The organism is Burkholderia sp. HI2714, assembly GCF_002223085.1.
Lineage (GTDB): Bacteria > Pseudomonadota > Gammaproteobacteria > Burkholderiales > Burkholderiaceae > Burkholderia > Burkholderia lata_D.
Genome location: NZ_NKFM01000055.1, coordinates 216,987 through 241,180 on the forward strand (window position 1 = coordinate 216,987; position 24,194 = coordinate 241,180).

At 68.4% G+C, this 24,194-nt stretch carries 26 protein-coding genes; 14 read left to right on the top strand and 12 right to left on the bottom strand.

All coding sequences use genetic code 11. The features are described 5' to 3' along the window. Window positions 1–5 precede the first annotated feature (5 nt). From CFB82_RS30375 to CFB82_RS30385, 3 genes are all read right to left on the bottom strand, one after another. Window positions 6–1,847 (bottom strand): Hsp70 family protein, encoded by a 1,842-nt coding sequence (locus CFB82_RS30375; RefSeq protein ID WP_089486463.1) that lies wholly within the window; start codon window positions 1,845–1,847, stop codon window positions 6–8. After that, window positions 1,844–2,431, bottom strand: a complete 588-nt coding sequence (locus tag CFB82_RS30380; protein ID WP_069250834.1) for a DUF2760 domain-containing protein — start codon at window positions 2,429–2,431, stop codon at window positions 1,844–1,846. Before CFB82_RS30380 ends, CFB82_RS30375 begins: the two co-directional genes overlap by 4 nt. 251 nt (window positions 2,432–2,682) lie before the next feature. Next, the gene (locus tag CFB82_RS30385) at window positions 2,683–3,123 is read right to left on the bottom strand and encodes an Rrf2 family transcriptional regulator (protein ID WP_089486464.1); all 441 of its coding nucleotides are present in this window, start codon (window positions 3,121–3,123) and stop codon (window positions 2,683–2,685) included. Between the two features lie 156 nt (window positions 3,124–3,279). On the opposite strand from CFB82_RS30385, the gene CFB82_RS30390 reads away from it, so the two are divergent. The 5 genes from CFB82_RS30390 (at window position 3,280) to CFB82_RS30410 (ending at window position 8,353) form a co-directional block, all read left to right on the top strand. Continuing rightward, a complete protein-coding gene (locus CFB82_RS30390) occupies window positions 3,280–4,194 on the top strand; it encodes an NAD(P)/FAD-dependent oxidoreductase (protein WP_089486465.1) in 915 nt (304 codons plus the stop codon). Between the two features lie 114 nt (window positions 4,195–4,308). Then, on the top strand, window positions 4,309–5,268 hold the full coding sequence (locus CFB82_RS30395) for a LysR family transcriptional regulator (RefSeq protein WP_089486501.1): 960 nt from the start codon (window positions 4,309–4,311) through the stop codon (window positions 5,266–5,268). Between the two features lie 128 nt (window positions 5,269–5,396). Next, complete coding sequence (locus CFB82_RS30400) at window positions 5,397–6,527, top strand: DSD1 family PLP-dependent enzyme (RefSeq protein ID WP_089486466.1); 1,131 nt, start codon at window positions 5,397–5,399, stop codon at window positions 6,525–6,527. A 109-nt stretch (window positions 6,528–6,636) separates the two neighbouring features. After that, window positions 6,637–7,608, top strand: a complete 972-nt coding sequence (locus CFB82_RS30405) for an ornithine cyclodeaminase family protein (protein ID WP_069250830.1) — start codon at window positions 6,637–6,639, stop codon at window positions 7,606–7,608. Window positions 7,609–7,630: 22 nt separating this feature from the next. Further along, window positions 7,631–8,353 (top strand): HAD family hydrolase, encoded by a 723-nt coding sequence (locus CFB82_RS30410; protein WP_089486467.1) that lies wholly within the window; start codon window positions 7,631–7,633, stop codon window positions 8,351–8,353. A gap of 130 nt (window positions 8,354–8,483) precedes the next feature. Here the strand turns inward: CFB82_RS30410 and CFB82_RS30415 are convergent, their stop codons facing one another. Together CFB82_RS30415 and CFB82_RS30420 are read right to left on the bottom strand one after the other, a co-directional pair. After that, window positions 8,484–9,101 carry a glutathione S-transferase family protein gene (locus CFB82_RS30415; protein WP_089486468.1) on the bottom strand — a complete coding sequence of 206 codons (618 nt, stop codon included), beginning with the start codon at window positions 9,099–9,101 and terminating at the stop codon, window positions 8,484–8,486. An 88-nt stretch (window positions 9,102–9,189) separates the two neighbouring features. Then, a complete protein-coding gene (locus CFB82_RS30420) occupies window positions 9,190–9,558 on the bottom strand; it encodes a hypothetical protein (protein ID WP_089486469.1) in 369 nt (122 codons plus the stop codon). 81 nt (window positions 9,559–9,639) lie between these two features. Here CFB82_RS30420 and CFB82_RS30425 point away from each other — a divergent pair, with 81 nt between their 5' ends. After that, entirely contained in the window at window positions 9,640–10,107 is a 468-nt protein-coding gene (locus CFB82_RS30425) for a MarR family winged helix-turn-helix transcriptional regulator (protein ID WP_089486470.1), read from the top strand. Window positions 10,108–10,143: 36 nt separating this feature from the next. Here the strand turns inward: CFB82_RS30425 and CFB82_RS30430 are convergent, their stop codons facing one another. Next, window positions 10,144–10,737, bottom strand: a complete 594-nt coding sequence (locus CFB82_RS30430) for a TetR/AcrR family transcriptional regulator (protein WP_069250827.1) — start codon at window positions 10,735–10,737, stop codon at window positions 10,144–10,146. Between the two features lie 117 nt (window positions 10,738–10,854). Between CFB82_RS30430 and CFB82_RS30435 the strand changes: the two genes are divergently transcribed. Beyond that, entirely contained in the window at window positions 10,855–11,907 is a 1,053-nt protein-coding gene (locus tag CFB82_RS30435; protein ID WP_089486471.1) for a saccharopine dehydrogenase family protein, read from the top strand. Next, a complete protein-coding gene (locus CFB82_RS30440) occupies window positions 11,904–12,665 on the top strand; it encodes an isocitrate lyase/PEP mutase family protein (protein WP_089447130.1) in 762 nt (253 codons plus the stop codon). Before CFB82_RS30435 ends, CFB82_RS30440 begins: the two co-directional genes overlap by 4 nt. A 65-nt stretch (window positions 12,666–12,730) precedes the next feature. On the opposite strand, the gene CFB82_RS30445 is transcribed toward CFB82_RS30440, so the two are convergent. Both CFB82_RS30445 and CFB82_RS30450 read right to left on the bottom strand, forming a co-directional pair. Continuing rightward, on the bottom strand, window positions 12,731–13,072 hold the full coding sequence (locus CFB82_RS30445) for a hypothetical protein (RefSeq protein ID WP_218829078.1): 342 nt from the start codon (window positions 13,070–13,072) through the stop codon (window positions 12,731–12,733). 15 nt (window positions 13,073–13,087) lie between these two features. Beyond that, window positions 13,088–13,666: a hypothetical protein gene (locus CFB82_RS30450; RefSeq protein WP_143750983.1), complete on the bottom strand. Its 579-nt coding sequence runs from the start codon at window positions 13,664–13,666 to the stop codon at window positions 13,088–13,090. A 178-nt stretch (window positions 13,667–13,844) separates the two neighbouring features. Between CFB82_RS30450 and CFB82_RS30455 the strand changes: the two genes are divergently transcribed. Together CFB82_RS30455 and CFB82_RS30460 are read left to right on the top strand one after the other, a co-directional pair. Then, window positions 13,845–14,402, top strand: coding sequence for a carboxymuconolactone decarboxylase family protein (locus CFB82_RS30455; protein ID WP_089486473.1), 558 nt, complete (start codon window positions 13,845–13,847; stop codon window positions 14,400–14,402). Between the two features lie 48 nt (window positions 14,403–14,450). After that, window positions 14,451–15,296: a helix-turn-helix domain-containing protein gene (locus CFB82_RS30460; RefSeq protein WP_089486474.1), complete on the top strand. Its 846-nt coding sequence runs from the start codon at window positions 14,451–14,453 to the stop codon at window positions 15,294–15,296. A gap of 30 nt (window positions 15,297–15,326) precedes the next feature. On the opposite strand, the gene CFB82_RS30465 is transcribed toward CFB82_RS30460, so the two are convergent. After that, on the bottom strand, window positions 15,327–16,538 hold the full coding sequence (locus CFB82_RS30465; protein WP_089486475.1) for an MFS transporter: 1,212 nt from the start codon (window positions 16,536–16,538) through the stop codon (window positions 15,327–15,329). Between the two features lie 70 nt (window positions 16,539–16,608). On the opposite strand from CFB82_RS30465, the gene CFB82_RS30470 reads away from it, so the two are divergent. Next, a complete protein-coding gene (locus CFB82_RS30470; protein ID WP_069250821.1) occupies window positions 16,609–17,658 on the top strand; it encodes an AraC family transcriptional regulator in 1,050 nt (349 codons plus the stop codon). An 84-nt stretch (window positions 17,659–17,742) separates the two neighbouring features. Here the strand turns inward: CFB82_RS30470 and CFB82_RS43440 are convergent, their stop codons facing one another. Both CFB82_RS43440 and CFB82_RS30475 read right to left on the bottom strand, forming a co-directional pair. Further along, entirely contained in the window at window positions 17,743–17,910 is a 168-nt protein-coding gene (locus CFB82_RS43440; RefSeq protein ID WP_174944989.1) for a hypothetical protein, read from the bottom strand. Between the two features lie 56 nt (window positions 17,911–17,966). Then, complete coding sequence (locus CFB82_RS30475; protein WP_373558860.1) at window positions 17,967–19,868, bottom strand: DUF3857 domain-containing transglutaminase family protein; 1,902 nt, start codon at window positions 19,866–19,868, stop codon at window positions 17,967–17,969. A 288-nt stretch (window positions 19,869–20,156) separates the two neighbouring features. Between CFB82_RS30475 and CFB82_RS30480 the strand changes: the two genes are divergently transcribed. Then, entirely contained in the window at window positions 20,157–20,345 is a 189-nt protein-coding gene (locus tag CFB82_RS30480; protein WP_069250820.1) for a hypothetical protein, read from the top strand. Window positions 20,346–20,534: 189 nt separating this feature from the next. Then, window positions 20,535–20,693 carry a hypothetical protein gene (locus tag CFB82_RS43445; RefSeq protein ID WP_156814615.1) on the top strand — a complete coding sequence of 53 codons (159 nt, stop codon included), beginning with the start codon at window positions 20,535–20,537 and terminating at the stop codon, window positions 20,691–20,693. Window positions 20,694–20,829: 136 nt separating this feature from the next. On the opposite strand, the gene CFB82_RS30485 is transcribed toward CFB82_RS43445, so the two are convergent. Then, window positions 20,830–22,800, bottom strand: a complete 1,971-nt coding sequence (locus tag CFB82_RS30485; RefSeq protein WP_089486477.1) for an APC family permease — start codon at window positions 22,798–22,800, stop codon at window positions 20,830–20,832. 489 nt (window positions 22,801–23,289) lie between these two features. Between CFB82_RS30485 and CFB82_RS30490 the strand changes: the two genes are divergently transcribed. Further along, on the top strand, window positions 23,290–24,153 hold the full coding sequence (locus tag CFB82_RS30490) for a crotonase/enoyl-CoA hydratase family protein (protein ID WP_069250818.1): 864 nt from the start codon (window positions 23,290–23,292) through the stop codon (window positions 24,151–24,153). Window positions 24,154–24,194: the final 41 nt, after the last annotated feature.

Sequence of the window (24,194 nt, forward strand, 5' to 3'; positions counted from 1 at the left end):
CGCGCTCAGGCGGCGCCGCGCACGTCGAACTCGACCTTCCAGCGCTCGTCCGTGCCGCTCGGGATCGCCTCGAGTTCGAGCGTGCCGGCTTCGGTCACGCGCGCATGCAGCTTCACGGGCACGACCTCGCCGACCGTGCGCCCTTCGGCGGGCAGCGTCGCCTGGATTTCTTCCAGCTCCTGCAGCTCTTCCGGCGACCAGTAGTCGAGCAGCGTGCCGACCTGGTCCTGACGGCGCACCGACGAACCGAAGAAGCGGAACTGCACCGGTTCGCCGACGACGAGGCCGAACTCCTGCGGCGGCAGCGCCGCATCCGAGCCCTCCTCCATCCCGAACGGCGCGACGCACAGCGCCTGCACCGGCGGTTCGAGCCCCGGCACGGCCGGCATCGCCGATTCGATCGCGACGTAGTACGCACGCGCCGTGCCGCCGCGAATGCGCACGCCACGGCCGCGCTTCACGTAGCCGTAGTACGCGGCGCCGCGCGCAACCGCGAGATCGAGATCCGCGCCTTCGAGCAGGCGTGCGGGCGGCGCACCTTCGGCGGCGAGCCAGCTGTTGAGCGTATCGAGCACGCGCTGCGTGAGCAGCGTCGACTTGAACACGCCGCCGTTGAACAGCACGGCGGTCGGATGCAGGAACGTCGCGCCCTGCGGCAGCGTGCGCTGCACACCTTCGAGCGAGTCGAGCGCCGCGACCTGGCGGCCGAGGAACGCCGCGAGATGGCGCGTGATGCCCGCGTCCTGCGCATACGGCAGGCCGAGCTGCGTCAGGCCGACACGGGCGCGGCTCACCGGGCGCGCGGCTGCGTCGACTTGCGGGAAGAAGCCTTCGAGAATCGTCTGCGTGAGTTCCGCGCGCGTCAGCTCCGTGCGGATCGACCCGCCGATCAGCTTCGAGCCGCGGCTCGGCACGACGAGCGGCACCGCGTCGGTCGTCGGGTCGGACAGCAGCGTTTCCTTCGCGGAACGGCACGCGTACGTGAGCGCGCGCAGTTGCCACGGATCGGCCTGCGTGCCCTGCTGCGCGAGCTTGCGCGCGACGATATGCGCGAGCGCGAGGTCCATGTTGTCGCCGCCGAGCAGGATGTGCTCGCCGACGGCCACGCGATGCAGTTCGAGATTGCCGTCACGCTCGACCACCGCGATCAGCGACAGGTCGGTCGTGCCACCGCCGACGTCGACGCACAGGATCAGGTCGCCGACCTGCACCTGCTTGCGCCAGCCGCCCTGGCTCTTCTGGATCCAGCTGTACAGCGCGGCCTGCGGCTCCTCGAGCAGCGTCATCCGCGAGTAGCCGGCGGCGCGTGCGGCCTCGGCCGTCAGTTCGCGCGCGGCCGGGTCGAACGATGCGGGGATCGTCACCGTCACGTCCTGGTCGGCGAACGGCGCGTCGGGATGCGTGTGGTCCCACGCTTCGCGCAGGTGCGTCAGGTAGCGGATCGAGCTTTCCAGCGGCGACACGCGCGACACTTCCGGCGGCGCATCGCTCGGCAGGATCGCCGCGCGGCGATCGACGCCCGGATGGCACAGCCAGCTCTTCGCGCTCGACACGAGGCGGATCGGCGTGCCGGCGCCGCGCGTGCGCGCCATCTCGCCGACCGCGAAGCCGCGCGAGGCCGTCCACGGCAGCGTCAGGTCGCCCTGCGTGAGTTCGCTTTCATGCGGCAGGTAGAGGAACGACGGCAGCAGGTCGCGCGACTCCAGCGCGCCGGGCGCGGTGAGCTGCGCGATCGGCAGCACCTGCTGCGTGATGGTTTCGCCGTCGCTCGCGGCGCTGTCGACGTACGACAGCGCGCAGTGGGTCGTACCGAGATCGATACCGATCGAATAGCGCGGATCGCTCACAGTTCCACCTCCGCCGGTGCGACGACCGAGGCGTCGTGGCTGCCCGTCAGCTTCGGCAGGCGCACGTCGGCGACACGCCAGCCGCGATGGCTGACGGTGCCCGTGAACGGCGCGGCGCCGACCACGTTGCCGGTCACGCGCACGGCCGTCGCGTCGAAGCCGGCCGGCAGCGTCACGCGGCTGCCTTCGGCTTCGTCGCGCACCGGCACGATCGTGAAGTGTTCGCGCAGCGCGGCACGGCAGCCGTCGTGCACGAGGCGTGCGGCCGCACCGATGTCGGCGTCCGCGTAGCCGGCGATGTCTTCCTCGACGAAGTCGATGAAGCGCGCATCGCGCTGCAGCAGGCCGAGCAGTTGCAGCGCAGCCTGCGGGCTCGCTTCGCGCAGCTCGGGCGCCGGCGCCTTCACGGGCGCGGCGGCAGGCGCCGGGGCCGGTGCGGCGGCGGGTGCCGGCGCGACCGGTGCCGGGGCGCCATCGCGCACGCGCAGCACACCGGCCGCGAACTCGCGGTTGCCGAGCACGGAGAAGAACGTGCCGACGGCCAGTGACAGCCGGCCGAAGAAGGACAGGTTGGATTCGGGCATGAGGTCTGGACTCCTGTGGGCTCGCGACATGGCGAGCGTTTCTTGCCTGGGCGCCCGGCGGCGGCGTGCGGATTGCGCACTGCCGCCGCCCGGCGCGTGATTCGGTCGCGCCCTCTCGGGTGCGGAAAACCCGTATTTTGCCCTGTGGCGGGCGAACGGGGCAGAAGTTGGGGGACAGAACATCGCGGCGCGGCGTTTTCGGCCACGCAGGACGGCACGTCGGGCGCGATCGGCCGCGATGCTGCGGCGCGTCAGCGCGGCTTGCGCCGCTTCGCGTGCTTCGCCTCGAAATCGCGCGACAGCATGCCGAGCGTGACTTCGCCGAAGCGGGCGAGCAGTGTCGTCTCGGCCTCCTTCAGCGTGGCCGACAGGTGCGCATTGACGGCCTGCTCGACCAGGCATTCGGCCTCGTCGTCGGTCACCAGATCGGAGAACAGCGGCGGCTCGCCCACCGCGCGATAGACGTCGAGCAGCGTGATGTCGTCGAGCGCGACGCTCAGCACCCAGCCGCCGCCATGCCCCTTCTCCGACTGCACGTAGCCGCGGTCGCGCAAGCCGCCGAGCAGGCGCCGCACGACGACCGGGTTCGTGCACAGCATCGTCGCGATCGCTTCGGACGTCATCGGGCCGTCGACCTGATCCAGGTGGATCAGCGCATGCAGCATGCGCGACAAGCGGCTATCGGTTCTCACGAGCGGTGCTCCCTTCTCTCGAAACTTTTGAAGTTGCGTGAATGATACCATCGCCCTATCATGCAACTTCTCGTGTTTCGTGAGTTGCATTGAGTTGAGTTGGCCACCCTCGGAGCACGTCCGTCATTCACGCAGGTTCAGGAAAGGAGTGGGTGCATGCATGACCATCATGAAGTGATCGTGATCGGCGGCAGCTTTGCGGGGCTGTCGGCCGCGATGCAGCTTGCGCGGGCGCGCCGCCGCGTGCTCGTGATCGACGCCGGCCGGCCGCGCAACCGCTTTGCCGCGCACGCGCACGGCTTTTTCGGGCAGGACGGCAAGCCGCCCGCGCAGATCGTCGACGAAGCCGCCGCGCAGCTCGCCGCGTACCCCACCGTGCAGCGGATCGCAGGCGACGTGCGCACGGTCGAGCGCGATGCGGACGGCCGCTTCCACGTGACGCTGGCCGACGGCAGCCGCGCGAGCGCCGACCGGTTGATCCTCGCAACCGGCATCCGTGACGCGTTGCCCGCGCTGCCGGGGCTTGCGGAACGCTGGGGCATCAGCGTGCTGCATTGTCCGTATTGCCACGGGTACGAGGTGAGCGGCCAGCGGCTCGGCGTGCTCGCCACGCATCCGCTGTCGGTGCATCAGGCGATCCTGATTCCGGACTGGGGCCCGACGACGTGGTTCACGCAGGGCGTGGTCGAAGCCAATCCAGAAGAAGCCGCGTTGCTCGACGCGCGCGGCGTGCGTATCGAGCCGTCGCCGGTCGTGGAAATCCTCGGCGATGCGCCGCGGATCGATGCGTTGCGGCTCGCCGACGGGCAAGTCGTGCCGATCGATGCGCTGTTCGTCGGCGCGCACACGGCGATGGCGAGCGATCTCGCGCAGCAGCTCGGCTGTGCATTCGACGACGGGCGGCTCGGCCCGGTCGTGCGGGTCGATGCAATGAAGCAGACGAGCGTCGACGGCGTATTCGCAGCCGGCGACGCGTCGACGCCGATGAGCAACGCGACGTTCGCGTCGGCGTCGGGCGTGATGGCCGGGGTCGCCGCGCACCGGTCGCTGATTTTCGGGCTCGGCCGGTAACGGTGCGTGGCGTCGCGGGCCGTGTCGTTCGAAGCGGCCAGGCAATCCGATTCGATGCGCGACCGACGCGATCCACAGCTGCAACGATGGATTCGCGTCGCGATGTGCGGTTTAATGCTCGACACATCCGGCATTAAGAGACATGAAATGCTCGACCTCGACGACCTTCGACTCGTACGCGCGATCGGCACGTCGCGCTCGCTGGCTTCTGCCGCGCGATTGCTCGATCTCACGCCGCCCGCGGTCACGATCCGCCTGCAGCGAATGGAAGCGCGATTGAACGCACGGCTCGCCGTGCGGCAACCGAAAGGAATCACGTTGACCGACGAAGGGCAGCGGCTGTACCAGGAAGCCGTCGACATCCTCGAGCGCGTGGAGGCGCTGCCGGTCAGCATCTCAGGCGACCACGGCGACGTGCGGGGCACGCTGCGCGTCGTCGCCCCGCTCGGCTTCGGCCGAAAGTACGTCGCGCGGATCGTGCGCGACGTGCTGCGCGCGCATCCGAAGCTCGACATCGCGCTCCACCTGTCGGAGAGCCCGTTGACCAGCGCGTCGGGCGCCGACGTGGTCGTTCACGTCGGCAGCCTCAAGTCGTCGTCGTGGATCGGGTATCCGCTCGCGCCCAACGAACGCTTCCTGTGCGCGAGCCCCGCCTATGCGCGCCGCATCAAGGAATTGAACCATCCGTCCGACCTGGCCCGCTACGACTGCCTGTGCCTGCGCGAGAACGACGAGGACATCCCGCGCTGGCGCTTCTCGCAAGGCGGCGATGTCAAGGGCGAACCGCGCCGGTCCGCCGTGATCCGCGTTACCGGCGCGCTGTCGTCGAACGACGGCACCGTCATCACGGAATGGGCGCTGGCCGGCCTCGGGATCGTCGAGCGCTCCGAGTGGGACGTCGCGCCGCTGCTGGCGAACGGCAGGCTCGTCCGGTTGCTGCCCGACTGGCACCTGCCGCCCGCCCCCGTGACGGCGCTGCTGCCGTCGCGCACCGGCCGCTCCGCGCGGCAACGGGTGTTCCTCGAAGCCGCGACGCGGTTTCTCAGCCCGCCGCCGTGGCGCGGCGACGCTTGAGCCGCGCCACGGTCCACGCGATTCTTTCGATTAAACAGTCTTTAATGCCGGATTAGCAGCGCGTTAAACCCGAGACTCATCGACGGCCCTACAGTGTTTGCATCGGCAACCCTCCGAGGCAACGCATCGTGGACCTTCAAACCCTCAACACCCCGGCCGCCCTGATCGACGTCGGCCGCATGCAACACAACATCGGCCGCATGCAGGCGCATCTGGATGCGCTCGGCGTCAGGTTCCGGCCGCACGTCAAGACCACCAAGTGCACGCACGTCGTCGATGCCCAGATCGCGGCCGGCGCGCAGGGCATCACCGTGTCGACGCTCAAGGAAGCCGAACAGTTTTTCGCGCACGGTATCCGGGACATCGTCTACGCAGTCGGCATGGTGCCCGCGAAACTCGGCCAGGCGCTCGCGCTGCGCCGGCAGGGCTGCGACCTGAAGCTCGTCGCCGACAGCCTGCCGGCCGCGCACGCGATCGCCGAATTCGGACGCGCGCACGGCGAGCGCTTCGACGTGTGGATCGAGGTCGACGTCGACGGCCACCGCTCGGGGATTCCGCCCGACGCCGACCTGCTGATCGACGTGGGCCGCGCGCTGGTCGACGGCGGGATGGTGCTCGGCGGGGTGCTGGCACACGCGGGCTCCAGCTACGAATACAGCACACCCGACGCGCTGGCGGCGATCGCCGAGCAGGAGCGCAGCCGCACCGTGCGGGCGGCAGAGCGCCTCCGGGCCGCCGGGTTGCCCTGCCCGGTCGTGAGCATCGGGTCGACACCCACCGCGCTCGCGGCGGAACACCTCGAAGGCGTCACCGAGGTGCGCGCCGGCGTCTACGTGATGTTCGATCTCGTGATGCACAACATCGGCGTGTGCGATCTGTCCGACATCGCGCTGTCGGTGCTGACCACCGTCATCGGGCACCAGGAAGAAAAAGGCTGGGCGATCGTCGACGCAGGCTGGATGGCGATGAGCCGCGACCGCGGCACGCAGCGCCAGGCGCACGACTTCGGCTACGGGCAGGTGTGCACCGAACACGGCGACGTGCTCGGCGACTATGTCATGAGCGCCGCCAACCAGGAGCACGGGATCGTGTCGTGCTCGGGCTCGCCCGACGCCGGCATCGCGCAACGGTTTCCGATCGGCACCCGCCTGCGCATCCTGCCGAATCACGCGTGCGCCACCGGTGCGCAACATCCCGAATATCAGGCGATCGGCGAAGACGGCGGCGCGCAAACGTGGCCGCGCTTCTACGGGTGGTGAACCCGGCCGCGCATCCGCGTCGCTCCTTCGACGAATTGACTATTCGTCCAAATCTGGACAGAATTTAAACCACCCCGATTAGCCTGGCGCCGAAAGCGCTTGCCAGAACATGCCGACCGACGACCGACTCCTGCTTCTCGACCGCGATACCGTCGCGCCCGCCCTCCAGGCCGCGCAAGTGACGGCGGCCGTTCGCGAAGCCTTCGTGCTGCATAGCCAACGGGCCGGACGCGTGTTCCCGGTGGTGCGCGAGAAACTGCACACCGGCGGCGTGTTCGGCATCAAGTCGGGCGATGTCGCGAATCAGGATCTGCTCGGTTTCAAGGCGGCCGGATTCTGGCCCGGCAACCGCGGGCTCGGCGGCGAACCGCATCAGGCCACCGTCGCGCTGTTCGACCCGGCCACGGGCCGACCGCTGTGCATCATGGACGGCAATGCGATCACCACCGCGCGAACCGGCGCCGCCGGCGGCCTCGGGCTGCAACTGCTCGCGCGTCGCGACAGCGCGCGAATCTGCGTGTTCGGCACGGGCGTGCAGGCGCGCGTCCAGCTCGACTACGCACTCGGGCTGCTGCCGCAACGGTGCACGGTGCAGTACGTGAACGTCAGCGGCGAGCCCGACCCGGTGTTCGAATCGGCCTTCCGGGAACGATGCACGATCGGCGTGGCGCGCGACCGGAACGACGCGGTGGCCGATAGCGACGTGGTCATCACGGCAACGCCTGGCGGCGGCCCGCTGTTCGACGCGGATGCGGTCCAGCCGGGCACCCACCTGACCTGCGTGGGCGCCGACACCGCAGGCAAGCGTGAGCTGCCGGCAGGCGTGCTGGAACGCGCGCGCATTTTCGTGGACGATCACGATCAGGCGCGCAGCATCGGCGAATGCCAGTGGGCACCGGATTTGCCACGCACGGAAATCGGTGACATCCTCGCCGGAACCGCGACGGTCGACCGCGCGCCGCACGAGATCACCGTCTTCGACATGACCGGGCTCGCGCTTCAGGATCTGACCGTCGCACGCTTCCTGTATCGGCAGGCCCTCGAAAACGGCACCGGAATCTCCATTCCGTGGCCCTGGTAAACGAAACTCCCCGTCAACCTCCATGCGTCTCACCCAAGTTTCCGCGCTCTCGTTCGACCTGGACGACACCCTGTGGCCGTTCGGGCCATCCGTCGTACGGGCCGAAGGGGAGCTTCGCACGTGGCTGATCGAGCACGCGCCCGGTACCGAGCGTGTGCTGCCCACGCAGCAGGCGCTGAGCGACTTGCGTGAGGAATACGAACGATTGTGCCCCGACCTCGCCGGCGACTTCCGTGCGATGAGAATCGGCTCGATCCGGCTTGCGCTGGAGCGGGCGAACGAAGACGTCACGCTCACCGACCGTGCGTACGCGGCCTTCTATGCCGCGCGCAACCGGGTCGAATTCTATGACGATGCGTTGCCGGCGCTCGCGTGGTTGAGCGCACGGTTTCCGTTGATCGCGGTGACCAACGGCAACGCGGATCTGCGGCTGACCGGCGGCGGCGAATTCTTTCGTGCAACGCTCAGCGCGCAGGCGTTCGGGGTCGCGAAACCCGAGCCCGGGATATTTCATGCCGCGGCGGAAGCGCTCGATGTTCAGCCGGCGGAATTGCTGCATGTCGGCGACGATTACCACCTCGATATCGTCGGCGCATTGAACGCGGGGCTTCAGGCTGCGTGGGTGGTGCGCGATACGCATCCGGAAACGGAGCGTGTGCAGCAGCAGGCTGCGACGCCGCACGTCACGCTCAGCGACCTGTCGATGCTGTGCCGCATGCTCGGCGGGCCTGACGACATGGCGTGAGCACCTGCGTGCGCCGCGTTCGCGACGCACGCTTCACCATCCTGAAACGCGGCGAGACTGCCGCTCGCCGACTGCACACGCGTAGGGTCGGCCATGCCGCCGATGCAACGCATGACCAGCCTCCGCCCGTTCACGCCGCCTTGCGCGCGTCCGCGATCCGCTGCGGCGCCTTCGGCCGCGCATACAACCGTTCGAGATACGCACGCAATTGCGGAAACGGTTCGATCAGGTTGCACTCGCCGGCCCAGTCGATCAGGTAAGCCGTCACGCAATCGGCCACCGTCAGCGTGTTGCCGACGATGAACTCGCGCCCTTCGAGATGCTTGTCGAGGATCGCGGCCATCGTCCTGAAATCCTCGCGCGCCAGTTCGATGTCGGCCGGCGAGCGCTTCTCCGGCGGATAGATGAACGAGTGCCGCGTGATCCGCCACAGCGGCTGCTCGAGCTCCGTCACCGCGAACATGACCCACCGGTAAGCCTCGGCCCGCAGCGCCGGATCGACCGGCAGCAGCGCCTTCTCCGGGTACTTGTCCGCGAGATACAGCACGATCGCGGCCGATTCGGGAATCACGAGGTCGCCGTCCACCAGCACGGGCACCTTGCCGGCCGGATTGAGGCGCAGGAATTCGGGGCGCTTGTGCTCGCCCTGGAGCAGGTTCACCGAGATGAACTCGAAATCGGCATCCAGTTCCTTCAGCCCCCACAGCGCGCGTTGCGAGCGGGTGCCGGCAAATCCGTAAAGCTTCATCGCCAGTCTCCATCCAGAATGTCGGGAAAACTTCCATCTGCCGGCCACGGCGCATCGCCGGTACACGACGCGTGGCCTCGCGCGTCGTTCACGCGCCGGGAATCGCCAGCACCGGCATCACGTCGATCGCCACGCCCGGAAACAGCGTGAAATGCGGATGGCCTTCGAACAGCGCGGCCGCGGCTTCGTGCGAGGCCGCCCGCACGACGGTGAAGCCGCTCATCGCGTTCGCCGTGTCCTTGACGCCGGCGGCATCGATGGTCTTCGTCTTGCCGAGCGGCCCGCCCATCTCGACGATCGCGTCGCGATGCCGGTCGACCCACGCATGCCAGGCAGCGATGCCGTCGCGCTCGCGCGTGCGCCGCTCCTCGTCCGGCATCGCCATCCACGCCTTCATCGCCGGGCTGTCCTTGGTCCCGAGAAATACCGCGAGATACAACTGCTGTTGCGCACTCATGCTGCCCCCTCCGGTGACGGACGCGACGGGCTGCCGCGCCTCGACCTTGACAAGATAGGTTGATATCAACACAATTGCAACATGGCACGAAAAGAAACGCTCCCTTTCGAAACGACGCTGATGGTGCGCGATTGCTGCCTGTGCCTGCACATGCAGCGCGCGGCGCGTAATCTTGCGCGGATCTTCGACGATGTGCTGCGCCCGCTGGATCTCACCAACGGCCAGTTTTCGCTGCTGATGTCGCTGAACCGGCCCCAGCCGGCGCCGATGAAATCGGTCGCGTCGCTGCTCGCGATGGACCGCACCACGCTCACGGCCGCGCTCAAGCCGCTCGAGCGGCGCGGCCTGGTCACGATCATCCAGGATCCGGACGATCGGCGCAGCCGCCTGCTCGAACTGACGCAGGCCGGCCACGACCTGCTGGCCGAAGCGTTTCCGCTGTGGCAGCAGACGCATGCCGAGATCGAACGGCCGTTCGCGCCGGGGGAAGTCGATCAGTTGCGCGGCCAGTTGCGCGCGCTGTCGGTCGATCCGGCCGCGCGCGATTGAACCGAACCGGCGCGCGGTTCGCTGCGGCGAGGCGACTTACTTCCGGCCCTTCTTTGGCAGCAGCAGTTGCGCGAATTCCTGCAGGAAGGCCACGGGCCCATGCGCATGCAGCGCCTGCCCGCTGCTCAGCGCGCCGTCGATCACGGTCGCGAGCCGCAACGCGAAGGTTTCCGGCTCGTCGACACCCATCGCATCCGCCAGCTCGGTCAGCCGGCGCCGCAATTCCTGCTTGTGCGCGACGGCCACCTTGCGGGCCGGATGGTTGCCGTCCGCGTATTCGGCGGCGATGTTGATCTGCGGACAGCCGCGATAGCCGGGGCGCGCAATGCGCTCACCGATCCATTGCAGCTGCGCATCCAGTTCCTCGCGCGGCGTGCGCCGGTACTGCGCGGCCACCGCATCCCAATGCGCCCAGAAATCGGCGTCCTCGCGCAGCAGGAACGCTTCGATCAGGTCGTCCTTCGTCGTGAAGTAACGATAGAGGCTCGTCTTCGCCACGCCCGCCTGCGCGACGATCAGGTCCACGCCGACCGCGCGCGTACCCTCCCGATAGAACAGCTCGCTGGCCGTTTGCAGAATGCGTTCGCGCGTATCGGGCGCGTTCCCTGGTGTGCCTGTTTCCTTTTTCATCCCGACCCGGCCGTGCTGGCCGCCCCTACCGCAACAGTGATCGGATCATAGCACCGCGCGCTTGACGACGCTACAGGTCTGTACTATAAAACAGACCGTTCTGTAGCGGAGTGGATCATGGACGATCGAATGACGGTTGCAGTCTATGGCGCCACGGGTCATACCGGGCGGTTCGTCGTCGCCGAACTGGCGCGGCGCGGCCTGCGCGCGATCCGTATCGGGCGCGATGCCGCGCGGCTCGCGAAAGACGGCGGCGATACGGCGCTCGCGCTCGCACGCGTCGCCACGATCGACGATCCGGCCGCGCTCGACGCCGCGTTGCGCGGCGCGGATGCGGTGATCAACTGCGCGGGCCCGTACCTCGATACCGCGTTGCCGCTGGCCGATGCTGCGCTGCGGGCCGGCATCCCCTATCTCGACCTGACCGCCGAGCAGCCGTCGGTGCTGGCGCTGGCCGAACACAGCGATGCGCGGGCGCGCGCCGCGGGCGTGACCCTCGTGCCGGCCGCGGCGTTCTATGGCGGCCTGGCCGACCTGCTCGTCACGGCCGTCGTGGACCCGCACCAGCCGATCGAGCGCGTCGATGTCGCAACCGGGCTCGACCGCTGGCATCCGACACGCGGCACGCGTGTGACGGGCGAACGCAATCGCGCGGTGCGGCTCGTTCAGAAGGACGGGAAGCCGACGCCGGTGCCGTCGACCGCACGCGAACGCGTATGGCCGTTTCCGTCGCCGATCGGCCGCGTCGACGTGACGCTGCTGCCGTTTTCGGAAGTGATGACACTGTCGCGTCACCTGCGCATCGATACGATCGAATCGTGGCTCGCCACCGTCGCGCTGCGCGACGTGCGCGATGCCGCCACGCCGCCGCCCGCGCCGACCGACGAGATGGGCCGCTCGGCGCAGCAGTTCGTGATGGACGCGATCGTCGTGCAGGGCGGCACGACGCACCGCGCGACGGCGTCCGGGCAGGACATCTACGCGGTCAGCGCACCGATCATCGTCGAGGCAGCCGTGCGCCTGATCGCGGGCGACACCGTGGTGTCGGGCGGCGTGCGCAGTCTCGGCGAGCTGTTCGACGCGCGCGATTTCCTCGCGGCGCTCGATTCGGTGGCAGTATCGTTCGGCACGACAACCGATCCGGTTTTCAACCAGGAGACACAGGCATGAGCAGCAATGAAAAGGGTGCGCATTTCCGGTCGCTTCACCGCGCGGGCCAGCCGCTGGCGCTGTTCAACGTGTGGGACGCCGGCAGCGCGCGCACGGCGGCCGACGCGGGCGCCGTCGCACTGGCGACCGGCAGCTGGTCGGTCGCGGCGGCCAACGGTTTCGTCGACGGCGAGCAGATGCCGCGCGCGCTGATGATGGAAGTACTCGAGCGGATCACGCGCGCGACCGACCTGCCCGTCACCGTCGATCTCGAAAGCGGGTACGGCGAGCGGCCGGAAGATGTCGCCGAAACGATCGCGCTCAGCATCAAGGCCGGCGCGATCGGCTGCAACCTCGAAGACAGCTTCCCGGCGACGGGCGAATTGCGCGACGTCGACGCAGCGGCGGCCCGTCTCGCGGCAGCACGGCAGGCTGCCGATCGCGCGGGCGCCGACTACTTCATCAACGCGCGCACCGACGTGTTCTTCACGGCGCCGGCCGACACGCACGACGAGCGCCTGCTCGATGCCACGCTGGCCCGCGCGCGTGCTTATGCCGCGGCCGGTGCCGATGGCCTGTTCGTGCCGGGGCTGCGCTCACCGGCGCTCATTCGCGCGCTGACGGCCGCGTCGCCGCTGCCGGTGAACGTGATGCGCGTCACGGAAACGCCGACGCTCGCCGAATTCGCGGAATACGGCGTGGCCCGCATCAGCCACGGGCCGTATCCGTACCTGCAGGCGATGAAGACGCTGGCGGAGATGGTCAGGCAAGGCGGCTGACGCGAGTCTCATCGCGATCCAGGGCCGGCCGGCATCGCGATGCCGGCCGCAAGCCGCACCGGCCGTCACAGATCGCCGGGTTTCTCCCAGACCTTGACGTGCTCCATCGCCCGCTCGACGTCGTCCATGTCGTCGGCGCCGAGCGACCGATCGAATTTCGCGGTGATGATCTTTCGCACCTCCGCCAGCCGCCGGGTCACGCGGCCCTCGTCGATGAACCGGTTGGTTTCCCGCGCATAGTCCGGATCCGGGCCGGCAGCGGCTGCCGGACCAGCGTGATAGTAGCGACCGATATTGCGCAACGAGATGAGGATGTACTCGATCTCCGCGAGCACACGCAACGCCTCCTCGCCGGACAGTTCGATCGTTTCGTTATCCTTCTTCATCTCGCGTTCCGTCGTGCGCATGCGTCGATTGCCTCGCTATTTCCGGACGTCGATACCGTTGCGCCCGACGGTATCGTCGAACTCGATCTCGCGAACGTCGAATGCGGGATCGGGTACCCTGCCGGCCAGCACCTGAAAAAGATCGCGAACATATTTCTCCTTGTCGGTCACGTCGTCCAGCGGAATCGCGTGCGGCACGATGCCACGCCAGTGCGCCAGCCATGAACCCGACACCAGCACATACTCCAGTGCGTCGACGACGCGCGACCGGGATTCGGCGCCGTATTGCCCGAATCGGGTTTTCATCTGCTGGAGCAGCCACGCCCGCCCGTCATCGGAGTTGATGTAGAAATCGTCCAGCTCGTCATCGGTCATGATGAGCAAGCACGTGTACAGCGACGACAGATAGTTGAAGTTGATTACCGTCTTCATTGAGCCAAGCGCATTCACGAATGCAGTTGTTGCGTAGAAAAATCCGGGAAGCCCGCCGCGCCGCGCATGCAAACGGCCAACGCGGCCGCGTCCGCCCCCCAGCACCGGCCAACGATCGCCCGCCCTTTCCGGCCACCGGCGCCAGCATCGCGCCACGGATGCTCGCACATCATACGATCGCATGCGCGCGCCACGCGAATCGGCCCGCTGAACCCGGGTGTGCCGCGCGATCGATTCGCGCCGTTCGCAGCCCCATCACGCCAGGTGATTACATCCCATGTAATTGGCGCACGACACGACTGCTCCTACGCTTCGGCTGTCGCGCCGCCATTCCGGCGGCGCTCATCGCCCCGGAGACATCATGTCCGCCTATCCGCTTCACACCATCGACTCCGCGCCGGCCGAATCGAAGCCCGTCCTCCAGCAGCTCCAGCAAACCTTCGGCATGATCCCGAACATCGCGGCGGCCATGGCCGCGTCGCCGGTGCTGATCAACGGCTTCATCGGCCTGTTCGAGCGCGTGCATGCGAGCAGCCTCACCGAGCCGCAGATCCAGACGCTCCTGCTCACCAACGCGGTCACGAACGCGAGCGAATGGCCGGTCGCCTTCCATACCGCGCTTGCGCTGAAACAGGGTGTGACCCACGCCGACGTCGATGCGATCCGCCGCGGTGGCCTGCCCGCCGATGCGACGCTGGCCGCGCTGTCGGCCACGGCACGCAAGCTGATCGACACCCGCGGCCGCCTGCCCGATGCCGACCGGCAGGCGTTCCTCGACGCCGGCTTCAGCGCCGAACAGTTGCTGGAAGTGATCGCGGTGGTCGCCGCATCGACGATCACGAACTACGTCGGCAGCGTGACGAAGCCCGCGCTCGAAGCGCCGTTCGACGCATTCGCATGGCAGGCGAACGCCGCGTGAGTCCGATATAGTCGATCGCGTCGCTCACGGAACGCCCAGGGAGACACGATGAACGCCAGCCGCCGCGAACCGCACGCGCCGCCGCACGCACTCGGCCAGTTGCTGCGCTACTGGCGCGACGTGCGCGGCGTGAGCCAGCTCGACCTGTCGCTCGACGCGGGCATCTCGCAGCGCCAGATCAGTTTCATCGAAAGCGGACGCAGCGTGCCGGGCCGCGACACGCTGCTGACACTCGCGCAAACGCTGGACGTGCCGCTGCGCGAGCGCAACGCGCTGTTGCTCGCGGCCGGGTATGCGCCCGTGTATTCGGAAGCGCCGTGGGATGCGCAGGAGATGCAGGGCGTGATCGGCGCGCTCGAACGGGTCGTGCGCCAGCACGATCCGTTTCCGGCGATCGTGATGGATCGCCACTGGAACGTGCTGATGACCAACGACGCGGCGCCGCGCTTCTTTAGCTGCTTCATCGACATGGCCGCGCGCGACGGCCCGCGCAACCTGCTGCGCCTGATGTTCGATCCGCACGGCATGCAGCCGTTCCTGGCCGACTGGGAGACGGTGTCGCGCAGCCTGCTGCAGCGCGTGCAGCGCGAATCGGTCGGCCGCGTGATCGATGACGACACACGGCAACTACTCGACGACCTGCTCGCGAGCCCCGATGCACCGCGCGACTGGAAAACGCCGCCGACACCGGCCGCCGCACCGTCGCTGCCGGTCATCCCGATCGGCTTCGTGCACGAAGGCGTCGTGCTGCGTTACGTCTCGCTGGTCACGACGGTGGGAACGCCGCAAAGCGCCGCCGCGCAGGAACTGCGCATGGAATGCATGTTCCCCGCCGACGACGCGACCGAAGCGCGCCACCGGCAGTTGCTCGACACGCACGCACCGGTGCGCTGAGCGGCGGGCCGGGCGGCCCGCCGGTGCCGGTCATTCCGCCAGCGCGGACACCACGCCGACACGCTTCGGCACGCCGGTCACGATCGTCGCAACCGCGACGGCCAGCACGACGGCTGCGGCAACGAACACGCCGGCCGCCCCGTTCGCGTCGAACACGACGCCACCGGCCGCCGCGCCCGTCGCGATCGCGAGCTGGATCGCCGCGACGATCAGCCCGCCCGCGCTCTCGGCTTCATCGGGCACGGTGCGCGTGACCCATGTCGACCACGCGACGGGCACACCGCCGAACGCCATCCCCCACAACGCGACGAGCACCGCGTCGATCATCGGCGCTCGACCGAGTGCGACGAGCGCGACGCCGAGCACGACCATCAGCGCGGGCATCCCGATCAGCATCGGCCGCAACCGGTGTTCGAGCACGCGGCCCGCGAGCGACGTGCCGACGAAGTTCGCGATGCCGTAGCCGAGCAGGATCGCCGACAGCCCGTTCACGCCGACGCCCGCGACCTGTTCGAGGAACGGCCGCAGGTACGTGAAGAACGCGAAATGCCCGGTGAACACAAGGATCGTCGCGAACATGCCGAGGCCGACGGTCGGCCGGCGCAGCACGTCGATCAGCGTGCGCAGCCGCGTCGTGCCGCTCGGCGGCATCGACGGCAGCGTGAGGATCTGCGACACGAACGCGATGCCGCCGAGCGCGGCCGCGATCAGGAACACGTTGCGCCAGCCGATCAGGTGGCCGAAGTAGCTGCCCATCGGCGCGGACGCGATCGTCGCGACCGCCACGCCGCTGAAGATGATCGACAGCGCACGCGGCACCATCGACGTCGGCACGAGCCGCATCGCGGTCGCGGTCGCCATCGTCCAGAAGCCGCCGAGCGCGATGCCGAGCACGACGCGGCCGATCAGCAGCACGCCCAAGTTGGGCGCGAACGCGACCGCCAGGTTCGACGCGACGAGCAGCACCGAGAACACGAGCAGCACGCGCCGCCGGTCGATCGTGCGCGTCAGCGCCGAGATCAGCAGGCTCGTGACGAGCGCGACCGTCGCGGTGGCGGTGACGGCCTGCCCGGCCACGCCTTCGGTCACGCCGAGGCTGTCGGCCATCGGCGTCAGCAGGCTGGCCGGCAGGAATTCGGCCGTGACGAGCCCGAAGACGCCGAGCGTCATCGCGAATACCGCGCCCCAGGCCGGTTCGCGGGGGGCCGCCGTCGAGGCGGCCGTGGAGATTCCGGGATTCATGCGTGGTTCCGTGTCGGTTAGGGAAAGTACTGATGAGGGCGTATCGTAAGGAACCACGTCAGGACGGTCTATGACATACAATCCGTTCTTATTGATCGATCGTCCGAATCTCGATATGTCCGAGCCCCTGCTTCCCCCCATCCCCGACGTGCACGACCTCGTCAGCGAGCTGCTGCTGGGGATGCGCCTGAGCGGCGTCCAGTACCGCCGCATCCAGGTCGCGCGGCCGTTCGGGCTGAATTTCGGCCACGTGACGGGCCGCGCGCAGTTCCATTTCGTCGGGCGCGGGCCCGTGCTGCTGCGCGACGCGTCGGGCGACACGATGCGGCTCGAAGCCGGCGACGCGATCCTGCTGCCGCACGGCGGCATGCACGCGCTGGTGTCGGACCCCGATGCACCGTGCCGCGAGATCAACGGCTTCGAGGTCGCGAAGATCTGCGATACGGTCGCGTCGGTGGCATCGGCCGGCGTGTCGCCCGCCCGTTGCGCGACGACCGAGCCGGGTGCCGGCGATGCGCTGATCTTCAGCGCGTGCATGGAGCTCGATCTCGGCGGCATGCAGCCGCTCGTCGGCACGATGCCGGAGTTCATGCACGTCGGCACGCTGCTCGCGCGCTACCCGGAAATCCGCCCGATGCTCGATGCAATGGAGCGCGAAGCGTGCTCGGCCCGCGCGGGTTTCGCGGGCATCCTCGCGCGGCTCGCGGATGTGGTCGCGGCGTTCATCGTGCGCGGCTGGGTCGAATGCGGATGCGGTGATGCAACGGGCTGGGTGCAGGCGCTGCGCGAACCCAAGCTCGGCCGCGCGATCGTCGCGCTGCATCGCGATCCGGGGCGCAACTGGAGCGTGGCGGAACTCGCGACCGAAGCGGGCGTGTCGCGTTCGGTGTTCGCCGAACGCTTTCTCGCAGCCACCGGGATGACGCCGGTGCGCTACCTGACCGAGCTGCGAATGCGGCTCGCCGCGCAATGGATCACGCGCGACCACGAGACGATCGAGGCCGTCGCGTACCGGCTCGGCTACGGCTCGCTCGCCGCGTTCAGCCGCGCGTTCAAGCGCGTGGTGGGCAAGCCGCCGGGCGCCGTGCGCGCGGACGGCGAGGTGCGCGTCGAAGCGTAATGCGTAAGGTGTCACGCGCCACGCGTGATGCTCGCGCCGGCCGCCACGCGTCGTTCAAGGCGCCGCCACGCGTGATGGCAGCACTCAGTCGCTGCGCGCCTCGAGCCTATCGACCAGCGCCGTCGCGCACTGCACGGCAAGCGCCGCGCACTGCTCCGCATCCACGACTGCGCCGCTTGCGACGGTGCCCTGCACGATCCGGCCCAGCAAATCCTTCGAGAGATCGGCGATCTCGTAGTCCCGTTCCGTCATGATGTCCCTCCTGCGCATCGATCGATTGCCTCGACGCGCGCACTTCCCCTGCCCGTTCAACGCCCTTTCGCCCGCACGACGATCTGCGCCTGCGTGTCGCGTTCGATGCGCTCGAGCGACGCGCGCAGCGCCGTGAATTCGTCCGCCGTACACACCTGGCGGCCGAAATCCGCCGTCATTCGCCGCGTGACCTGCACGACGCGCGCGGCCGCGTCGAATACGTAGTGCGACGTGAAGTCGACGAAGCGGTCGTGCACGGCCGTATCGGCCGGCAGGTCGGTCACCGCGACGTCGGCCGGCAGCGCGATCTGGCCGGTCTCGTCGAACGTGCCGCCGATGCAGCCCCACGGCTGCGTGCGCACGGGCTCGGCGAGCCAGTTCTCGACCTGCGTCGCGATGCCGCCCGTCACGCTCGACAGCGCGGGCAACGCGGTCGTGCCGTCAGGCCACACGAAATGATCGAGCGTGCCCGACATCGTCACGTCGAACGGCCCGTCGGTGACGCGCCGGTCACTGGTCGACAGCTCCGCGCGGCCGCGCAAGCCGCTTTGCCGCAGCCGGTTGTTCGCCAGCTGCGCGATGCCATCGGGCGTCGCGCGGTGAAACAGGTTGCGTTCGAGTTCGGCCGTCCAGCCGTCGTCCTCGGTGTACGCGTGAAAACGCGTGGCGCCCGGCCCCGCGGCATCGATCTCGACCCGCGCGATGCGGCCGCGCGGTTGCGTGGCCGGCGTACGTGACAGCACGCCCGTATCGACCAGCAGCGCGGGACGGTCCATCACGATCGGCGGCAGATAGCCGAATGCGATGCCGGCCGTCGTCGTGTCCGCATAGCGCGCGAGATCGGGCAGCCACGTGATCGCGTGATTGATCGCACCGCCGCCGTAGCCCGGCACCGACGGCAGCGTATAGACCGACCCGAGATTGAGCAGCACCGGTTCGCTGCGAATGCCGACCGCCGCGAGCAGCGCGCCGAACAGCGCGACATGATCCTTGCAGTCGCCGTAGCGGTTGCGCAGGATGTCGGTCACGCGATGCGGCGCCGCGGCCGTTTCGCCGAGAAACAGCCCGACGTAGCGGATGTTCGCCTGCACCCAGTCGTACAGGATGCGCGCCTTGTCGCGCGGATCGGCGACACCCGCGGTGAGCGTGCGCGCCAGCTGCGCGACGGCCGGATCGTCCGCACCCGGATCGACGGCCGCGTTGCGGTAGCGCGCGGCGAACGCCGCATAGTCGGGCAGCGTCGAGACGACGAGCCGGTCGCCGTAGGTCGCGTAGCCGACCGCGCCGCTTTCGATGCGGTCGTACGGGCCGTGCCGGTAGTCGAATTCGTAGCGCGTGCGCCCGTTCGCGGTGACCGGCGGCAGCGCGACGTAGCCGCGCGCATCCGCGTACAGCGGCATGTCGGCCGGCACGTCGAAGATCAGCCGCTGGCTGTCGACCGGTTCGCGCGACGGCTCGACGGTGTAGCCGAAGTAGCCGCGATTGACCGGCTTCGTGCGGGTCTTGCGGAACGCCACCCGCGTGCTCGACCCGGCTTCGACGCCGGGAAACACGACGGTGCGCAACAGTCCGTCCTGAAACGTCGGCGCGCCGGCCGAGCGCGGTTCCTGCACGTCGCGGATGCCGTCCGCGCCGACCGGATGCGCGACCCCGTCGCGGTCGATCGTCTCGGCCGCGAGCAGGTCCACCTTCTCGAGATTCTTGTCGAACCACACGTAGCGCTGCGCGACCGCGTCGATGCCGTTCGCATTGTTCGCACGCAGCGTCGAATCGTCGTGCTCGTCGAGCGAGCCGTCGTGCTGGATCACGAATTCGTGGACATCGTTGACGAGCGTGACGGGCGCTGTGTCGCCAGCATCGACCGTATCGGCCGCAGCCGGCCGCACGGCCGCGACGACGCCGAATGCGACGGCGCACGCAAACGCAAAACCGGTCGGTCGGGAAAGAAAACGCACCACGTCGCGCTCGTTTCGGAACATGGCGGCAACACACCGGCACGGACGATCCGCGCCGCGCTCACGCGCGCCTGTCGCACGCCGCCTTGCAGCCCAGTGTGGGTGACGCATCGGCGAGCGTCAAGCGGCGCGCGGCGATGCGGCACGGTCGCGCCGCGAGGCGCCGCACGCACGCGCAATTGACGGCTGGCGCAACCTATAATCAAATCAGGTCACATTGCGTGCGCGATCTCGCCAGGACAAGCGCCGTCTCGACGAACGCGGCGTGCCCAACATGGGCAAGGAGGCATCATGGCCGTGATCAACAGCGATTTCGAAACCGGCTTCCTCGTGGTGCTATTCACGCTGCTGGGCGTGATCCTGTTCGGCGCGCTGCTGACGAAGCTGCATCTCGGGCGGTGGCATCCGAAACTGATCGGCGCCGCGATCGGCGCGCTCATCGGTATCCTGCTGGTCGAAGCCGTGCCGATGCTGACGTGACGGCGATCCGCCGCGCACGGCGGGATGCGCGGCGCGGCCTTCATTCATCCGATCAAATGCCGCGCAAGCCCGCTCATCCGATCCGTGAGGTCGGACACGAACGCCCGCGCGCCGGCGGCTTCATCCCCGCAGGCTGACCCCAACCACGGCGCTCACCTGGAGCGCAACCTCCTCCCGATCGGAGGCGACATGGTGGAACACGACCTCGTCTCGACCCTCGTCCTGCTTGCGGTCGTCATGCTTGCCGCGCTGTTCTTCGCGGAAGGGCGCAGCCGTAATCGGATTCGCGACCAGTTGCAGCGCAAGCCCGCACGGCGGCCGCGTTCGCATACGCATCGTCATCCGTAACGCGCCGACGCAGTGCGCCGCACGGAAGGCCGGCCGTCATGCGCGCGTCGTTCGAGCGTACGACGCAAGACCGCCGGCGGAGGTTCGACCCGCAGCGGGCACGACACAAAACCGCGTGCGGTCCTGCCGCCCGCCGCTACCCGACGTTCATCGGCAGCAGCACCATCTGCTTGCCCTCGACGTGCAGGCGCGCCTGCAGCTCGACGGGCGTCTGGTTGTGCAGCCAGGCCGTGAGGAAATTCACGCGCCGGAAGATCAGCTTGCTCGCGAAGCACACGGCGTTCGGGTATTCGTCGAGCGTCGACGAAGCCAGGTTCATGAATTCGACGACGGGGTTCGTGCCGAATGCGATCCGGTAGTCGGCCGCGATACCGTTGCGGCGGCAGTGCGCGACATAGTAGTCGAGCGCTTCGGTGATCGCATGGCGCAGCCGTTCGAGATGCTCGTGACCGTCGTACGCCTTCGCGTCGACTTCGCCGACCGCGAGGAAGATCACGTTGCGGAAGTGCCCGGGAAACAGCCGGTTGACCCACAGCAGCGCGTGCATGCTCGCGCCGCGATGCTTGCCGACCAGCAGCACGGCCGTCGGCTGCGACGGGTCGGGCTTGCCCGGCGCGGTGGCCTCGTCGACTTCGGGCGTCTTCCCCGAGAACAGCGCGTCTTCCTTCGCGAGCTGTGCACGCGTATAGGCGTAGTGGCGGTTGATCATGAAGCACAGCGCGATCACCGCGCTCGTCACGAGCACCGTGAGCCAGCCGCCCGCCGTGAACTTCTCGATCAGCGTGATGACGAGCACGGTTGCCGTCACGCTCAGCCCGAGTGCCGACAGGAAGAAGTGCTTGAACCAGCCCTGCTCGCGGCGATGGCGCCACCAGTACGTGCACAGCCCGAGCAGTGACAGGCTGAACGTGAGGAACACGTTGATGCTGTACAGCACGACGAGCACGTCGACGCTGCCGTGCGTCCACAAGAGAATCAGCAGGCTCGACAGCCCGACGACGATGATGCCGTTCTGCCGCACGAGGCGCGTCGACAGATCGCGGAAATGGCGCGGCACCCACGAATCCGACGCCATGTTCGACAGCACGGCCGGGCCGTCGAGGAAGCCCGTCTGCGCGCCGACCATCAGCAGCCCGGCCTCGAACGCGAGCACGGCCGCGAGCAATGCGTGGCGCGCGAATGCCGAGCCGAGCCCGAGATGGTCGATCACGCTGCCGAACACGACCGCGTTGAGCGTCTGGCCTTCGACGGGCCGTGCGTGCCACAGCATGTACAGCAGGATGATGCCGCCGGCCGTGAACGCGAGCGACGTCGACATGTACCACATCGTCACCTTGCCGTTCGGCACGCGCGGATCGGCGAGCATGTTCACGTTGTTCGACACCGCCTCGAGGCCCGTATAAGTACCGCCGCCGAGCGAGAACGCGCGCATCAGCAGCGCGAGCAGCACGAACAGGCCGAGCGACTGCGACATGCCGTGCGCTTCGTGCACGGCGTCGGGCACCACCATCGCGAGGCTGCTGCCGTGCACGGCGACGCCATACACGATCAGCCCGAAGTGCAGGATCACGAAGCCGATGAAGATCGGCAGCAGCACCATGATCGATTCGCGCATTCCGCGGAAATTGAGCCCCGTCATCATCAGGATCAGCACGATCTCGGTCGTGAGCTTGAACGCCTGCGCGCTCACCGGCAGCAGGCTGAAGAACGCGTCGACGCCGCTCGCGAGCGACGTCGCGACGGTCAGCACGTAGTCGACCAGCAGCGCCGCGCCCGACACAAGCCCTGGCTTCGAGCCGAGCAGCGCTGTCGCGACGCGATACCCGCCGCCGCCCGTCGGGAACAGCTCGATCACCTGGTTGTAGCCGAGCGCGATGATGAACACGGTCGCCGCCGTCGCGAGTGCGAGAAACAGCGCGAGCGCATGGTGCTGGCCGAGCGCGAGAAACGCCTCCTCCGGGCCGTAGCACGACGACGACAACCCGTCGGCGCCGAGCCCGACCCAGGCCAGCAGCGGCGTCACGGCGATCGCATGCCGCGTGCGCGGATCGAGCGGGTCGAGCGGCTTTCCGACGAGCAACTGCCACACTTTCTGGAACGTGGTCATGGTCCCCTCCCGGCACGCCTGGCGCCACGCGCGGCGTGATCCTTTAACGCTAATCGACGCACGGGTGCGGCGCCAGTCCGCATCTTCCATAGGAGCCGCACAGCGGCCCGGCACTGCTTTCAGCATGTAAGCGGACAACGCCGGCGGCCACGCGCCGGATCGGCCGTTTACACGCATTCGCGCAACGCGGCGAACCTGCACGGCACCCTTTCCGGCCGCCTTCGCACGCCTGCCGGCCCCGCCCGACGCACTGTCCGACGCACCGCCCACCTTCGCCCGATACCGGCCCGCCCCGCTCGCCGCCGCCCTCCCCGCCCGCACCGATGCGACCGCCACCCGCGTCCCGGTCGTGCGTGGTTCCTCGCAATTCGACTTTTGTGCGCGCGCAACAATGGCGATGCCTCGCGCCCGGCGCCCTGCAGGACACTCGCCTCCCGCTCGGCACCGGGCACGACGGTCTTCAAAAACCACATCTCACGAGGACATACCATGCAACTCCAATCCCATCCCGCGTGCCGCCCGTTTTATGAGGCCGGCGAACTCACGCAACTGACTGCCTTTTATGAAGAGGGACGTAATGTCATGTGGATGATGCTGCGATCGGAGCCGCGGCCGTGCTTCAACCAGCAACTCGTTACCGACATCATCCATCTCGCGCGCGTCGCCCGCGACTCTGGCCTGCCGTTCGACTTCTGGGTGACGGGCTCGCTCGTCCCCGAGCTGTTCAACGTCGGCGGCGACCTGAGCTTTTTCGTCGACGCGATCCGCAGCGGCAAGCGCGACCTGCTGATGGCCTATGCGCGCTCGTGCATCGACGGCGTGTACGAGATCTACACGGGCTTCGGCACCGGGGCGATCTCGATCGCGATGGTCGAGGGCAGCGCGCTCGGCGGTGGCTTCGAGGCCGCGCTCGCGCATCACTACGTGCTCGCGCAGAAGGGCGTGAAGCTCGGGTTTCCCGAGATCGCGTTCAACCTGTTCCCGGGCATGGGCGGCTATTCGCTCGTCGCGCGCAAGGCCGATCGGGGCATTGCGGAGGAACTGATCTCGACCGGTGAAGCGCACGCCTCCGAGTGGTATGAGGATCGCGGGCTGGTCGACCAGACGTTCGATGCGGGCGACGCGTATCTCGCGACGCGCACCTTCATCGACGTGACGAAGCCGAAGCTGAACGGGGTGCGCGCGATGCTGCGCGCGCGCGAGCGGGTGTTCCAGCTGACGCGCTCCGAGCTGATGGACATCACGGAAGCGTGGGTGCATGCGGCGTTCACGATCGAGCCGAAGGACCTCGCGTACATGGAACGCCTCGTGATGCTGCAGAACCGGCGCGTGTCGAAGCTGCGCACGGTGTAACGCGGCGGGCGCCGCCGCTGGCTGGCGGCGCCCGTTCGTGA